Source organism: Treponema bryantii (assembly GCF_900111035.1).
In the GTDB taxonomy this organism is placed as follows: domain Bacteria; phylum Spirochaetota; class Spirochaetia; order Treponematales; family Treponemataceae; genus Treponema_D; species Treponema_D bryantii_C.
Window position 1 is genome coordinate 117,602 of record NZ_FOFU01000001.1, and the last position, 14,328, is coordinate 131,929.

Annotated in this window: 13 protein-coding genes; 7 read left to right on the plus strand and 6 right to left on the minus strand. The window is 37.8% G+C overall.

Annotation, left to right across the window (positions count from 1 at the left end):
• The first annotated feature begins 7 nt into the window (after nt 1–7).
• From BMY21_RS00585 to BMY21_RS00605, 5 genes are all read left to right on the plus strand, one after another.
• Nucleotides 8–1,087, plus strand: coding sequence for a PASTA domain-containing protein (locus BMY21_RS00585; RefSeq protein WP_074639924.1), 1,080 nt, complete (start codon nt 8–10; stop codon nt 1,085–1,087).
• 9 nt (nt 1,088–1,096) lie between these two features.
• Entirely contained in the window at nt 1,097–2,602 is a 1,506-nt protein-coding gene (locus BMY21_RS00590) for a type I 3-dehydroquinate dehydratase (RefSeq protein ID WP_074639926.1), read from the plus strand.
• A 38-nt stretch (nt 2,603–2,640) separates the two neighbouring features.
• Nucleotides 2,641–3,369 carry a ribose-5-phosphate isomerase RpiA gene (gene rpiA / locus BMY21_RS00595; RefSeq protein ID WP_074639928.1) on the plus strand — a complete coding sequence of 243 codons (729 nt, stop codon included), beginning with the start codon at nt 2,641–2,643 and terminating at the stop codon, nt 3,367–3,369.
• A gap of 15 nt (nt 3,370–3,384) precedes the next feature.
• Nucleotides 3,385–4,758 (plus strand): RluA family pseudouridine synthase, encoded by a 1,374-nt coding sequence (locus tag BMY21_RS00600; protein WP_074639930.1) that lies wholly within the window; start codon nt 3,385–3,387, stop codon nt 4,756–4,758.
• Nucleotides 4,759–4,873: 115 nt separating this feature from the next.
• Nucleotides 4,874–5,302 (plus strand): hypothetical protein, encoded by a 429-nt coding sequence (locus BMY21_RS00605; protein WP_074639932.1) that lies wholly within the window; start codon nt 4,874–4,876, stop codon nt 5,300–5,302.
• A gap of 210 nt (nt 5,303–5,512) precedes the next feature.
• On the opposite strand, the gene BMY21_RS00610 is transcribed toward BMY21_RS00605, so the two are convergent.
• Together BMY21_RS00610 and BMY21_RS00615 are read right to left on the minus strand one after the other, a co-directional pair.
• Entirely contained in the window at nt 5,513–6,832 is a 1,320-nt protein-coding gene (locus BMY21_RS00610) for an IS4 family transposase (RefSeq protein WP_026655762.1), read from the minus strand.
• Between the two features lie 348 nt (nt 6,833–7,180).
• Entirely contained in the window at nt 7,181–8,149 is a 969-nt protein-coding gene (locus BMY21_RS00615; protein WP_026512991.1) for an alpha/beta fold hydrolase, read from the minus strand.
• 456 nt (nt 8,150–8,605) lie between these two features.
• On the opposite strand from BMY21_RS00615, the gene BMY21_RS15925 reads away from it, so the two are divergent.
• Nucleotides 8,606–9,118: a hypothetical protein gene (locus BMY21_RS15925; protein ID WP_051563075.1), complete on the plus strand. Its 513-nt coding sequence runs from the start codon at nt 8,606–8,608 to the stop codon at nt 9,116–9,118.
• Nucleotides 9,119–9,121: 3 nt separating this feature from the next.
• Nucleotides 9,122–9,919, plus strand: coding sequence for an IS4 family transposase (locus tag BMY21_RS15930; RefSeq protein ID WP_218141017.1), 798 nt, complete (start codon nt 9,122–9,124; stop codon nt 9,917–9,919).
• A 177-nt stretch (nt 9,920–10,096) separates the two neighbouring features.
• Here BMY21_RS15930 and BMY21_RS00625 read toward each other — a convergent pair whose 3' ends face one another.
• The 4 genes from BMY21_RS00625 to BMY21_RS00640 form a co-directional block, all read right to left on the minus strand.
• Complete coding sequence (locus BMY21_RS00625) at nt 10,097–10,909, minus strand: phosphatidylserine decarboxylase (RefSeq protein WP_074639934.1); 813 nt, start codon at nt 10,907–10,909, stop codon at nt 10,097–10,099.
• Between the two features lie 10 nt (nt 10,910–10,919).
• The gene (locus BMY21_RS00630) at nt 10,920–11,627 is read right to left on the minus strand and encodes a CDP-alcohol phosphatidyltransferase family protein (RefSeq protein ID WP_074639936.1); all 708 of its coding nucleotides are present in this window, start codon (nt 11,625–11,627) and stop codon (nt 10,920–10,922) included.
• Nucleotides 11,624–12,670: a lysylphosphatidylglycerol synthase transmembrane domain-containing protein gene (locus tag BMY21_RS00635; protein WP_074639938.1), complete on the minus strand. Its 1,047-nt coding sequence runs from the start codon at nt 12,668–12,670 to the stop codon at nt 11,624–11,626. Before BMY21_RS00635 ends, BMY21_RS00630 begins: the two co-directional genes overlap by 4 nt.
• A 135-nt stretch (nt 12,671–12,805) precedes the next feature.
• Nucleotides 12,806–14,305, minus strand: a complete 1,500-nt coding sequence (locus BMY21_RS00640) for a glycine hydroxymethyltransferase (RefSeq protein WP_074639940.1) — start codon at nt 14,303–14,305, stop codon at nt 12,806–12,808.
• Between the last annotated feature and the right edge of the window lie 23 nt (nt 14,306–14,328).

The window sequence follows — 14,328 nt, forward strand, 5'->3', positions numbered from 1 at the left end:
GGAAATTATGGACGACAACAAAGATTACGAAAACGAAAATGAATCTAAATCTTCTAAAATCAAGAATATATTCAAAAAGAAGCCGCATATAAGCATAAAGTTTTCTGAATCTTATGATAAATTTCAGACAAGTATTCCGGCTTTTCTTGGAATCTGTCTTTGTGCATTTGCACTTATGTGTTTTGCAGCATTTGCTATTTTCTTTGTAAATGTTAAGGGCCCGGAAAAGGTTCTTGTTCCAAATGTTGTAGGAAAGAATCTTGAAGATGCACTTTTAGAGATGCAGGTAAAGGAACTTTATTCAAAAATCAGTCTGCGTTATTCAGACCTTCCTGGAGATGAAGGAACTATTCTTGATCAGTCTCCGGATGCAGGTGCAATCGTAAAAGGCTACAGCCGTGTTTCTCTTGTTGTAAGCCGTGGTGTAATTGTTGATAAGGTTGATGAATATACCGGTATGAATATTGAAGATCTTCGCATGAAGCTTCAGACTTTGTTTGCCGGACAGACTAAACCTCTTATCGTACTTGCAGAACCAGAGTATAAACCTGATGCATCTGATGCCGGAACAATTCTCGAACAGGATCCACCTGCTGGTACAAAAATTTCTGAACCTGTTACAGTTCAGCTTGTTGTAAGCCGTGGACCTAACTACGAAAATACTAAGGCTCCTTACCTTATTGGTCAGAGCGTTAACGACCTTCTTCAGATTATTACAAGAAGCAAGCTTGTATTTGATATTACTTCACACAAGGCTTCTGATGATGAAAAGCCGGGAACTGTTGTTGATCAGCAGGCATTCGATGACGAGTTTGTTCCAAATTATACTCGTGTTGCTGTTGAAATGGCTCTTCCTTCTGGTGAATATAACGATAACATTTATGGTATCTATCAGGAAAAGGTTGCAGATTATCCATATCCAGTTCCAATGAAGATTGAAGCTTATCCTGCTGAGGGTAATTCTTATACTCTTCTCAGTTTTAATCATCCGGGTGGAATGGTTACCGTACCATATGCAGTTCCAAAGGGAACAACCCTCGAACTTACAGTTGTAAATAAAGTAGTTTCAAAAAAGACAGTTAATTAAGGAAAAGTCATGAACCAGCCGCTGATATGTATGACCCTTACCGGTAAGACTCTCGAAGAGGATCTTAAGCTTGTAAAAAAGTATGAAAAATATATTGATATGGTTGAGCTGCGGGTTGATCATCTTAATGAAGATGAACAGTTAAGCGCCCGCCGTTTTCCAGCAATGATATATCAGCCGTGTATTCTTACAATCCGCCGAGACATTGACGGCGGTCAGTTTACTGGTGGTGATTTTGCACGTACAAATCTTTTTGCACGTGCCCTTGCTTTTGCAAATCCAGATAAATCAAAAAACTTTGCCTTTGTAGATTTTGAAGAAGATTATCATATTCCAAGTATTCAGGATGCGGCTATGGCTTTTGGTGTTCGTATTATCAGAAGCTGCCATAGTATGAAAGAACCGATCCTGAATATCCGTGAACGCTGCGACATTATGCGTAAAACCGGTTATGAAATTCCAAAAATTGCCTTCATGCCTCATTCTCTTTCTGATGTATTAAATCTTTTGAAAGAAGGTGAGAGTATGACTCAGTATGAGCATATTCTCTGTGCTATGGGAGCAGAAGGTTTTCCTTCTCGTTTACTTGCAAGCAGAACTAATTCGTTCCTTACTTATGTATCTCCGGAAGAAGTTTTAGAAAATACAAAAGCTATTGGACATATTGATCCTGTGACAATCAATGAGATGTATCATTTCAAATCTATAAATCAGGATACTTCTCTTTATGGAATTGCAGGCTGGCCACTATTAAAAACTTCGAGTCCTGAAATTCATAATAAAGGTTACGAAGCTAAAAAACTAAATGCTGTTTATATTCCATATCGTTCTCAGCTGATCTCTGATACTCTTTCTTTCTGTGAGGGTATTGGAGTAAAGGGACTTTCCGTTACAATTCCTCATAAAGAATCTGTAATGTATTATATTCATGAGCAGTCACCAGAGGTTGCTCAGATTGGAGCTTGTAATACTATTGTACGAAAGAATAATAAATGGCTTGGTTACAATACTGATGCTCCTGGTTTCCGACGTGCTCTTGAAGAATTTCTTGGCCCTGTAAAAATCAAACACAAGAAAGTTGCTGTAATTGGTGCAGGTGGTGCAGCTAAGGCAATTGTTTATGTTCTTAAGCAGATGGGAGCGAGAGTTTGTATTTTTAATCGTACAGTGGAAACCGCAGCCCAGTTAGCAGAAAAGTATGGCTTTAATTACTGCCAGCTGGATCCTCATTGTATGGCAAAGCTGGATGAATATTCTACACTTATCGTGCAGACTACTTCGGTGGGTATGAATTCAGAAGGTCCAAGCAGTGCGGAAAATGATCCGATTTATTTTTATGATTTCCGCGGCAATGAACTTCTTTTTGATATTGTTTATGAGCCGTCTACAACCCCTGTAATGAAGAGAGCTGCTCTGGCAGGCTGTAGAGTATGTAATGGTTATAAGATGCTTGAATATCAGGCCTATGAACAGTTTAAGCTGTTTACTGGTCTGAACTACGAAGAAAAAAAATAAAACAATTACGGTTATTATTGTAGGAGGTTATAACCGCTATGTCTTTATCACAATCAGAACAAAAAACTTTGGTGGCTAATACAGCCGTTGATACCCTTATTGAAAAAGGTCTTATTTTCAGCGGTATGAAGATTGGTCTTGGTACAGGTTCAACAGCTATGCCTGCAGTAAAACGTCTTGCTGAACACATTGCAAGTGGAAAACTTAAAGATATAAAAGCTGTAGTTACAAGTTTTCAGACACAGAATGCCTGCCAGGATTATGGAATTCCTGTTTATTCAATGAACGACAGAGCAATTGGAGGTCAGCTTGATCTTGCAATTGATGGTGCAGATGAGGTTGATCCGGACTGTAACTGTATTAAGGGTGGCGGTGCTGCTCATGTTCGTGAAAAGATTGTTGAATATAATGCAAAGATCTTTGTTGTAATAGCTGATTCTTCAAAAGCGGTACAGACAATCGGTACTAAGTTCCCGGTTCCTGTAGAAATTATCGGTGATGCACGCGTACCTGTAATGAATGCTCTTAGTGCTCTTGGTGCTACAGCTGTTCTTCGTGAAGGTGTTCGAAAAGCTGGTCCTGTAATTACAGACAATGGAAATCAGATCCTTGACTGTACATGGAAAGAACCTATAAACGTTCCTGAGATGGAAGCAAAAATCAATTCTATTGTTGGAGTTGTAGAGACAGGTCTCTTTACTCAGAATAAGCCGATTGTTTTCATTTCAAAAGAAGACGGCTCAGTAGAAATCAGAAATCTTAAATAGGGCGTACCACTGTAAATGTTTCCACCGTTTTCGCAGGAATCTGCCCGTCATTACTGCCAGAAGCTCATTTCCTTAATAGAAAGGGGAGATGTACAGTTAAAGCAATGCGGGCGGGAAAGTGAAGAACGAAAAGGACAAGGCGTTATGATTGGCGCTCTTGTCTGCTGGAAAAAACATGAAGATGGTACAGGACATCGGGTTGTGCTTTATGCTGTGAGCGGAAATAATAAACAGCTTGAAGCTGTACGTCCTTTTAAAAATCTTTTTGTAGAAAAATCAGTCTTTGTTCCTTCTATAGTTTCTTCAGATAAAATTGATAAAGCGCTTGAAGAAAATGATTTGCAGATTCATAAATTAACGGATCAGATTAACAAATTAACGTTAGTTAATAAATCATCTCCTGAAAGAAAACAGCTTATTGAACAGCGAACCTGCCTTACTGATGCCTCTCTTAAAAATGTGTTTTCACTTTATGCTTTTACACGTTTTGATGGAAAGCCTGTAACTCTTGATGAAATAATCAAACTACATGGCGGACATCTTCCGCCGACAGGAACGGGCGACTGCTGTGCTCCAAAGCTTTTAAGTTATGCCTTTGCACATGAACTTGAACCAGTTAGTATGGATGAAGTTTATTTTGGTCGTGATACAAAAAACAAACAGAATGGGATTTCTTATCCTCCTTGTGATGAGCGCTGTGGTTATATTCTTCCTTCAATTTTAGGACTTGAAATTTTATATCGGGATAAGGATATAGTTGTTGTAAATAAACAAAGCGGACTTCTTTCTGTTCCCGGGAAGGGCGAGGACAAGCAGGATTGTGTAGAATCGCGTGTACGTAACTTGTTTCCGAAGGCACCGGTGCAGTGCGCCGTACACAGACTTGATATGGAGACTTCAGGTATTTTGATTTGTGCCCTAAATCCCGAATCACACAGAAGATTAAACGAACAGTTTGCAGCAGGACTGGTTCATAAAAAATATATTGCACTTCTTGATGGAATCTTGCGTGGAAAACCAGAAGGAAGAACAGAACTTCCTTTCCGACTGGATCCAGATAACAGACCACATCAGATTTATGATGAGGTAAACGGTAAACTTGGAATTACAGAATGGAAAAAACTGGGGATTGAAAAATTTCAAACTGGTTCCGGGGAAAAGACAGTAACTCGTATTGAGTTTTCTCCACTTACCGGCAGGACTCATCAGCTGAGACTTGCTTCGAGTTGTTCTGTAGAACGCGGTGGACTAGGTATCCCGATTGTTGGAGATAGCTTGTATGGAGAGTGCAGGGACGATGAACGGCTTATGCTTCATGCGGCTGAAATTACTTTCTGCCATCCAACAAGTGGAGAATTACTGCATATTGTTTGTGAGCCGGAATTTTAGTGAATAATCAATAATGTAACATATAATAAATTTTTATAAATTTTGATGTTGACAAAATGTTTTTATTCAGTTATTTTCTCATCTTAATATTATATTTTCATAGAAGAGGTAAAATATGAAAAAGAGATTTGGTTTAATCGCCATGGTTTTGGGAGTTGCAGTTTTATTTTCAAGTTGTGAATTTATTGCTATGGCAAAAGCAATGAAACAGGTTGGTCAGGAATTAACCGACTACGATAATATTTATGTAACAAATAATACTAACGAAACAATTACTGTCATTTTTGAAGAAGATCCAGATGATGTAGCAGAAGGAGAAACTCGCCGAACTGGTATTGTTACTCTAAAATCAGGTGCTTCAGATCAGCCGTTTTTATCAAAATCAGGAAGATTCAAATTGTTTGTAGAAAATGATAATGGAAATGTAAGAATCATTGAAAAAGGCTGGGAAAGTGATACTTATCATTATATTAATGGACATAGTTTAGTTACAATTACAAAAGAAGATGGTAAATATTTTTACTCATCTAAATCTCGTGGTTAATTATTGTTAAAAAATAAATTATTCCAGAATACATTCTGAAAAAAAACGGCACATTTTTTAATCAATGTCATTAAGTTAACATTGGGATAATGCTTTGGATGAGAGAAACGGGAATGAAGATGATAACCTTCATTCCCGTTTCTTCCTTTTTAGGCATAACAAACAGGCGGATCTAAAATCCACCTACTAATCATGTTTTATTTTGATTATTTATGCTACTCTATATAAGAAACTATGAAATACTTTTCCTGTCAGTATTCGTTTACGATGCCTATTAGGTCTAACTGGAATTATATTTCTAGCTATTATAGTTTCTAAATTAGGTGATGTCGTTTTTTCACGCAAGAATAGTCTGCAGACATGAGCAGCAACGGTAAAGTTCGCTTTGTATGTATATTTTCTTTGCTTTTTTTCAATGACTACGTGCGAGGTAATCATTTCCGCAAAGTTATACATTATCAGATGTGCGTATATTTCTTGCTGAATACACATCACCTTTTTTGAATGAAAATCTAGCATTCCAATAGTATATTTTAAATCTCTAAATGAAGTTTCTATCCCCCATCTGGCTGCATATAACTTTTTTAAATTTGTTGGCGTATATTCCTTAGCGTCCAAGTTAGTAATTACGGTTTCATATGTGTCTTCAGTAATCTTGAATCGTACGATTCTAAATTTAAGCTCATAAAAGGCTACTGAATCCTTTTTCCTTAGCTTTGTTGGGAGATAATCAAACGGATGTGAATGTGCAATCAATTTGTAGTGATTCTTGTCCTTCAAAAATAATTCCTTCATTTCCTTTGTTTGTTTACGCGTAAGTTTTAAATCAATATTTACATCAAATTCTTCTTCATCAGGTAGGTCTAATCCATTCTTAATTCCTCGTGTACCATCCTTAATCCTTATGAGATAATACCAACCTTTTTCTTGGATATGTGCCATACTGTGATAAGATTCGTATCCTCTATCAGCAATTACTAATGCTTTGGGAATAGGCGATCTATCTACCATCTCTTGCAATGCAGAGTGCTCATTTGCATCATGCTTTCCTTGAAGTACTACATCAGTATATAAATGATTTTCTAGATTATAGAGTGCATTTAAATGCAACAAATTGTAGGGCTTTTGTCCATTAACACTGGGATAATAAGATTTTTTATCTTCAGAATTAGTTGGAATTTGAATATCAGAACCATCAACTGCAAGAATAGTTAAATCAGAATGCGAATGATTTTGTAGTTTATTTGTAAACCCTTTAAAGATGTCTCTAAAAAATTCGGGCTTAATCTTTTGTCTTTGCTGAACAAAAGCCGAGGCAGATGGCAATGAACTGACATCATGGAAGATATCAATCATCTCATTGGTTATACTCTTGCTTTCCATCTCGATGATAGCTCTGACTATTTTTTCGAATGGAAGCTTACGATTCCTAGTGAAATCTACTTTGGGATTAACAACATAATCCAACATGTTTTGAGTAGTGGTAGTGATTTCAGATAATAAAAGCTTTTTAATGTGTTTTGGTTTCATATGTGACCTCCTTGCAATCAAGTTTTCCTTAATTACAAGGGCCGCTTTCGCTACCTTTAAAACATCAGTAGCGAAAGCGGCCACACATTTACGATAATCTGTCAATACCTTTTAAGAAAAAAAGACCCCTATGTCATTTCTGACATAGAGATCTTTTGGGCTGTCATCTTAACTTAATGACATTGATTTTCTATCGGCTAGCCTTTTTCATTCTTGTTTCCACTCAACTGATATAAAAAATCATACTAAAAACCGACTAAAAAGAAGTTTTTAGTATGTACACAGGCTTTAGCTTGTGCTAAGCAAAATTTACTTTTGACACTCACATCATTATATAGGGTGATTATATCAATTAATTTCCTTAATAAAATTAACCAGGATATCTGAGCATTTCTCAGGTTTATCCAGATATATTTCATGCCATCCAGGGCACTCTACCATCTGACAATTTCCTAGCTTTTCCATATATGTTGCTTTTATATCAGGATTTTCACTTTCTACTCCATATGTTGTGGCCGCAACATATACTTTAGGTATTTCATTCGTTTTTAAGGTGTCCCAAGTCTTTCTAATGTTGTCTCCAAATAGCTTTTCTTCTGAGTTACAGGCATTTGAACCCATAGTCTTAGATAATACTCTCCAGGCTATATCTCTATGCTTTTCATCCAAGATAGCAAAAGTACTGTCGTCATCATCCTCATTACAGATAGGCTTAATCAGAGCGTTGATTAGACCAAATTTACCAGCTGTATGCATCCAACCAGGGAAGAAGTCCCAAGCACTGTACTGGTCCTCTTCAATCGGATAAACTGGTACGCCATCAAAAATTGCGACACCTTCTATTTCATCAGGATATTTGCTTTCCCAATAAGTAGAATATATACCGCCTAAGGAATGGCCTATAAGAACATATGGAGGCTTCACGCCGGCATTTTTAAGAGCCTTGCGATAGTCCTCAACAACATATTCAACTGTCATATCGTTTTTAGTGTCGTCACTCAAGCCATATCCAGCCCTGTCGATGAAATACAATTCATTATTCTTTTCAATTTCTTTTGTCATTTCTCGCCAGGCTATGACAGCTTCACCATCAATAAATCCCGATAAGCAAACTATTCTATGATTACCATTTTCTTTTCCACACTGATACACATTAAGCGAATAATCACCCACTGAAACTCGATTTTCATAGCCTTCTGTTCTAAGCTGCTTAAGAGCTCCATGCATATTCAAATGCTGATAAACAGCAAATATAGTAATAAACAGGACAATCCCTGCCAAAATAACACCTGTGACACGGCCTATTATCTTCTTCATCTTTCTCTCCCCTATTAATAAAACATATTCCGATTTCTATACTCGACTGCCATAGTATGTCTGACGTAGTATGTAATATCATAGGATTTCTTCCCTGTCAAGGATTCAACAAGATAGAGTTTCGCTATGCGAAACTCCCGCAGTGCGAGCCTGCAATTGCTGAAAGCAATTAAGTACATATGCAGGCGAGACACATCTTACAAGCGCAGCTTGTTTTTTATGTAATAGGAGATTCCAGAGGAATTTCCTATTACATAAAAAAGGCTAGCCACGGCTCAATGTCATTAAGTTAAAATAACAAACATAGATTCCTATATCAGAAATGGTATAGGGGTCTTTTTTTTAACACTTGACACGAGCGACAAAATGTGCGGCCGCTTTCGCTACTGATCGAATAGAGAGGTAGCGAAAGCGGCCCTTGTAATTAGCAAGAGTTAATTGCAAGGAGGTGCTTATATGAAACCAAAACACATTAAAAAGCTATTAATGTCGGAAATTGAAACTGTTGCAAATGCTTCTGATAAGTATTGTTCAAATCCAGGGCGTGATTTTTCACGAGAACGAAAACTCTCTTTTAAAAAAGTCGTGGAAAGTATTATCGGAATGGGTAGCAAGGGACTTACAAATGAGTTGATTGACATCTTTAATAATGACCCTGAAATGCCCTCCGCCTCTGCTTTTGTCCAACAACGGAGCAAAATCAAGCCTGAAGCCTTCAGGGATATATTGGCAGGGTTCACAGAAAAGATAACCGAGCAATCTTGCCAATTAAGATTATTGGCAGTAGATGGTTCTGATATTCAAATCGCAACTAATCCAGATGATGAAGATACCTATTTTCCAGGGGCAAATGGTCAGAAGCCTTACAACCTAATTCATTTAAACGCCCTTTATGATCTTGAACAACATATTTATGTTGATTCAAGAATACAAGGGCGTATGAGTGGGAATGAACATATGGCATTGTAAGAAATGGTTGATAAATCAGACATACAGAAGGCCTTAGTCATCGCAGACAGGGGATATGAATCTTATAACAACATGGCTCATATACAGGAAAAAGGATGGTTCTTTTTGATACGTGTAAAAGATGGAAAAGCTGGCATAAAGGACGGATTGCTACTCCCTGAAGAGAATGAATTTGATGTTGATATTTGCTTGAAGCTTGTACGAAAACAAACCAATGAAATAAAGGAACTTATGAAAGATAAAAATAAATATCGATTTATCCCCCATAACGCAAGTTTCGATTATTTACCGGAGAAAACAAGAAAAGCAGATCCTGTTATATTTTATGAATTAAAGTTCAGGGTGGTCCGTTTCGAAATAGGAACTGAGAGTTACGAAACAGTACTCACGAACCTTGACAAAGACGCGTATCCAGCGACAGAGTTAAAGCGACTATACGCTGCCCGTTGGGGAATTGAAACATCTTTCCGAGATTTAAAGTATACATTAGGGATGCTTGATTTTCATTCAAAAAAGGTGATGTGCATCCATCAAGAAATCTATGCACATCTGATTATGTATAACTTTTCTGAAATGATTACCTCGCATGTAGTCATTGCTAAAAAACAAAGAAAGCATACATATAAAGCAAACTTCTCAGTTGCCGTCCATATGTGCAGACTCTTCTTCTATGAAAGAGCATCACCACCCAATCTGGAAACCATAATTGCAAGAAATCTTATACCGATACGGCCAGAACGACATCGCACTCGAAATCTGACTACAAAGATTTTTCATGGTTTCTTGTATAGAGTAGCATAATTATACTTAATTGAATACTTTTTGCGGCAGACTTTCGTCTGTCTTGTTGTGATGCTCAGAAATAAAAAAAGAACGATTGAAGATATAAATACCTCAATCGCTCTTGTTGATTCTTTGGTTAATCCCTTAATTGGTCAATGTTAACTTAATGACATTGATTTTTTAATGTGCCATTTTTTATGCCTTAATACCAATCTGTTCGCCCATTTTTACAGGGGTTTCTATACCTGCGGCAGAGTTCTTTAGAATATTTTCGTTTATAACAGCAGCATCTTTTTTCAAAAGAACAATAATTGTTGATCCGCCGTATTCAAAGAAACCTTTTTCTTTTCCACGGACAGCAGTTCCTTCTCCTTCAAGATTCACAATTCTGCCTACAAGCATTGCTCCAACTTCCATCTGAACAAGTTTTCCGAAAACAGAGTTTTCAATTACAGTGTATTCACGGCAGTTTTCAGTAAAAACAGGAGAGTCTTCAAGTGCTATTGGACGTACTGTATGAAGAACGCCAGGGATAAAAATATTCGGTCCTTTTTTTCCGCTGTCTGCATATGCATATCTGTGATAGTTATCTACGCAAAGACGGAATACAAGACAGAGTCCGTCTTTATATTCAGAAGCAAGATTTTCATCTTTTAAAAGACTTTGTATGGTATATTGAGACTGTTTTACAGGAATTACAGTGTCAGCTTTAATATTCCATACAGAAAGTAATCCGTCGCATGGTGCTGCAAGATGAGATTCTTCCATATCATATGGACGACGGTCGTTCTTTATCTTTCGTCTGAAAAACTGGTTGAAAGTTTTTATTCCGTCTGTCTGGTAATCATCGAGATTGATTCCGTTTTTCTGTACAAAACTTTTTATTAAAAATGCTGAGCAGCGGGAATCAAGAAATGCCCCGGCTGTTTTTGAAACAGCTCGGGTTGTAAGAAGTTTAAGAAAAATTCTTCCGGGAATTGTCTTATACAGGAAGGTAAGGGAATCCATAATTCAATTACTACTTCTTCATTACAATGAAAACAAATGCAAGTGCAATTGCTTCAATAAGACCTACTGCAATCATAATTAAAACACCCTTTGTAGTTGGCTTTTTAATTTCAATTCTTGATACAAAAAGAAAACCTACGATTGCAAGGAAAATAAAATATAAAAGGGTAAGATCTGCGCTGCAGAAAATATGAATTAAAAGAATAGTTGGGAAAACCAGAGCGGCACTTGTAACAGGAAGTCCAAGATAGGTTTTATTAACTCCGCCGCCTTCAGTTTTCTGTCTTTCTTCTTCAAGGACATTAAAGAAGGCAAGACGAATCATTGCAGCAAGTGCATAGAAAACAGCAATTACTGTAAGAACAATTTTTATGATAGCTGATTTATCGGCAAGATGAAGGAATTTAAAGTCAGGGAAAATTGAAAACTCAATGCTGCTTCTAAGCATTGCAATTCCGATACAGGCAGGTAAAACGCCAAAAGCAACAAGATCAGAAAGAGAATCAATTTGAATACCGAATTGCTTCATCTGTTCGGTACGATTTTTCTTTGTGCGGGCAACCTTGCCATCAAAAGCATCGCAAAGACCGCAGAACATCAAAAAGAACATTCCAAGATATGGATGTCCAATATCATTTAGACAAAGCATGATTCCGCTAGTGGCTGAAAGCATAGAAAGATAAGTAAGAACTACAGTGTAATCATAGTATCCAATCATTTTATTCCCTCTTTTTTTCGTTTATTTGATCTTAAACGAATCATTATATATCCTAATATTACAGTAAAAATACTGATAATGCTACAAGTATAGAATGATATACCTCTACTAAGAATTGCAAGGGTATATGCGCCTTCTTCACTTAAAAGCATTGAATAACCTAAATACATAAGGAATTCTGAAATTCCAACGGCACCCGGGACTGGAATAAAGTTAGATCCCATTACAATATAAGTCTGAATTACAAAAATCTTGAGACCGTTGGCAAGATTTCCGTGCATAGCATAATAACAGAAAACTGTAACAAGAATCTGTGCAGTTCTCTGCATAAGATTAAGAAGATATGTTTTTACCAGCAGTCTTTTTTTACCTGCAAGAGTTATAACACATTCGTTATAGTTTTCGATCATTGTATCGAGTTTAAGCTTAAATCTTTCTGCTGTATTTTTGAAATGAAGCTTATGAATGATTTTGATAATCAGATTACCGAACTTCAAAAGAATACTCTGTTTTTTCAACAGAATAATAAAGAATGCTGTAAGTAATCCCATTGCAAGAATACCGATTAAAATCATTATTTTGCAGGGAAGGGGAAAATCAATAAAAATTCTAGGGAAGAAAATCAGAGAAATTAAACCGAGTGTGATGATTGCGAGAGTGTACATTGTAAGGTTTAAAATCAGAGAAACTGTAACTTCAACTGCAGTAACACCATCTTTATGCATAAAGTAAGCACTGGCCGGCTGTCCTCCAGTTGCTGAAGGTGTAATTGATGAAAAGTAAATGTCAGCTGAAGCATATAAGAAGCCACGTCGTTTTTTTGCAGGATATCCAAGGGTTCGTAAAATTAAAACAAGTGAACGTCCTTCAAAAAAGATAAATCCCAGCATACAAAGGGCAGCAGGTACAAGCCATAAAGGAGAGGCTTCTTTAATATCCTGCCATAGCTCGGTAAGAGAAAGTCCGCTGTTGTAAAAGAGGGTGTAAATAGTCAGTACAGAAAGAATGGTTGTAATGACGGCCCACAAAACCTTTTTTTTCATAATGATGAGTTATTCTACCATATTATCAGATTGGTGGGAATAGACCTGAAAAAGTTGATATTCGTTAAAAAAAATACGGGGATAGAAATGAAACAAAAGTTCCTTTTTCTGTCCCCGTAGATTTATAAAAGTTGTTTATTTTACAAATTCTTTCTTCAAGAACTCAAGGTCAAGTTCTGGGTAGAGAACGTGTGCACCGAGGAGCTTGTTTACGCGCTCGCGGGCTGCAGCAACTGTATCGTCGCTGATTTCGATTTTACCCTTAGCTGGCTTTCCTTCTTTTGTAACTCCTGGCTTTGTGTTCTTGAGAACGAAGTCGATGATGTCTGCAACTTCCTTCATATCAGCTTCATTCATGCCAAGTGTTGTAAGACCTGGAGTTCCGATACGGATACCAGATGTCCACCATGCACCGTTCTTGTCGTATGGAAGAGCGTTTGCGTTAGCAGTTACACCGCACTTGAAGAGGGCTGCTTCTGCCTGTTTTCCTGTAAGACCGTAAACAGTTACATCACAAAGCATAAGGTGGTTGTCTGTTCCACCAGTCTGGAGAGGGATGTTGTGTGACTTACAGCCTTCAGCAAGAGCCTGTGCGTTCTTTACAACCTGCTGTGCCCAAGCCTGATAAGCTGGTGTGCGTGCCTCTTTGAAAGCGATTGCCTTTGCAGCCATTACGTGTCCGAGAGGTCCACCGAGTACCATAGGACATCCCTTGTTTACGTAGTCTGCAAATTCTTTCTTACAAAGAATCATAGCACCACGAGGTCCACGAAGAGTTTTATGAGTTGTAGTTGTTACGATGTCAGCCCATTTTACTGGATCGTAGTCACCAGTGAATACTTTTCCGGCAACGAGACCTGCGAAGTGAGCCATATCTACCATGAGAACTGCTCCGCACTTATCTGCAATTTCGCGGAAGCGCTTGAAGTTGATTTTGCGTGGGTAAGCAGAGAAACCAGTCAAAAGAATGAGAGGTTTTACTTCCATAGCCTGCTTTTCGATTGCGTCGTAGTCAAGCAATCCTGTTTCCTTATCAACTCCGTATGGGTGTGATTCAAACATACGAGCCGATACGTTCATTTTATATCCGTGAGTAAGGTGTCCACCACAAGAGTAGTCCAGACCCATAAGCTTCTGATTTCCGAACTTCTTGCGGAGAGCGTCGAACTGCTCGTCTGTAAGGTCGTTCAAAGATTTTACACCAAGTTCTTCGAGAGTAGGTGTTTCAACCTTTGCACTCAAGATTGCCCAGTAAGCTACGAGGTTAGTATCAGCACCAGAGTGAGGCTGAACATAAGCGTAGTCAGCACCAAAAAGAGCCTCAGCTTCGCGGGCAGCAGTATTTTCAACAGCGTCAATATTTACACAGCCGCCGTAGTAGCGGTGCTCAGGATATCCTTCAGCGTATTTATCAGTAAGAAGGTTTCCCATAGCAGCCTGAACGTTGAGCGAACAATAGTTTTCGCTGGCAACCAGTTTAAGGTGGCTTCTCTGATTTTCAAGTTCGTTTACAATGCTTGCAGCGATATCTGGACCAACTGCAGCAACCTGCTGAAGATTTGCAACATAGGCACACATAGCGGCATTTGGCTTACCGTTTGTGGCAGCAAGATAGTTTTCCAATGGTGTTGACATATTATAACCTCATATTTGTGATT

Bases quoted from the DNA above. Each gene is read 5' to 3' on its own strand.
- BMY21_RS00600 (WP_074639930.1), top strand. From the start codon at position 3,385: ATGTTTCCACCGTTTTCGCAGGAATCTGCCCGTCATTACTGCCAGAAG.
- BMY21_RS00630 (WP_074639936.1), bottom strand. From the start codon at position 11,627: ATGATTGGATACTATGATTACACTGTAGTTCTTACTTATCTTTCTATG.
- BMY21_RS00635 (WP_074639938.1), bottom strand. From the start codon at position 12,670: ATGAAAAAAAAGGTTTTGTGGGCCGTCATTACAACCATTCTTTCTGTA.
- BMY21_RS00615 (WP_026512991.1), bottom strand. From the start codon at position 8,149: ATGAAGAAGATAATAGGCCGTGTCACAGGTGTTATTTTGGCAGGGATT.
- BMY21_RS00585 (WP_074639924.1), top strand. From the start codon at position 8: ATGGACGACAACAAAGATTACGAAAACGAAAATGAATCTAAATCTTCT.
- BMY21_RS00605 (WP_074639932.1), top strand. From the start codon at position 4,874: ATGAAAAAGAGATTTGGTTTAATCGCCATGGTTTTGGGAGTTGCAGTT.
- BMY21_RS00590 (WP_074639926.1), top strand. From the start codon at position 1,097: ATGAACCAGCCGCTGATATGTATGACCCTTACCGGTAAGACTCTCGAA.
- BMY21_RS00625 (WP_074639934.1), bottom strand. From the start codon at position 10,909: ATGGATTCCCTTACCTTCCTGTATAAGACAATTCCCGGAAGAATTTTT.
- BMY21_RS00640 (WP_074639940.1), bottom strand. From the start codon at position 14,305: ATGTCAACACCATTGGAAAACTATCTTGCTGCCACAAACGGTAAGCCA.
- BMY21_RS15925 (WP_051563075.1), top strand. From the start codon at position 8,606: ATGAAACCAAAACACATTAAAAAGCTATTAATGTCGGAAATTGAAACT.
- rpiA (WP_074639928.1), top strand. From the start codon at position 2,641: ATGTCTTTATCACAATCAGAACAAAAAACTTTGGTGGCTAATACAGCC.
- BMY21_RS15930 (WP_218141017.1), top strand. From the start codon at position 9,122: ATGGTTGATAAATCAGACATACAGAAGGCCTTAGTCATCGCAGACAGG.
- BMY21_RS00610 (WP_026655762.1), bottom strand. From the start codon at position 6,832: ATGAAACCAAAACACATTAAAAAGCTTTTATTATCTGAAATCACTACC.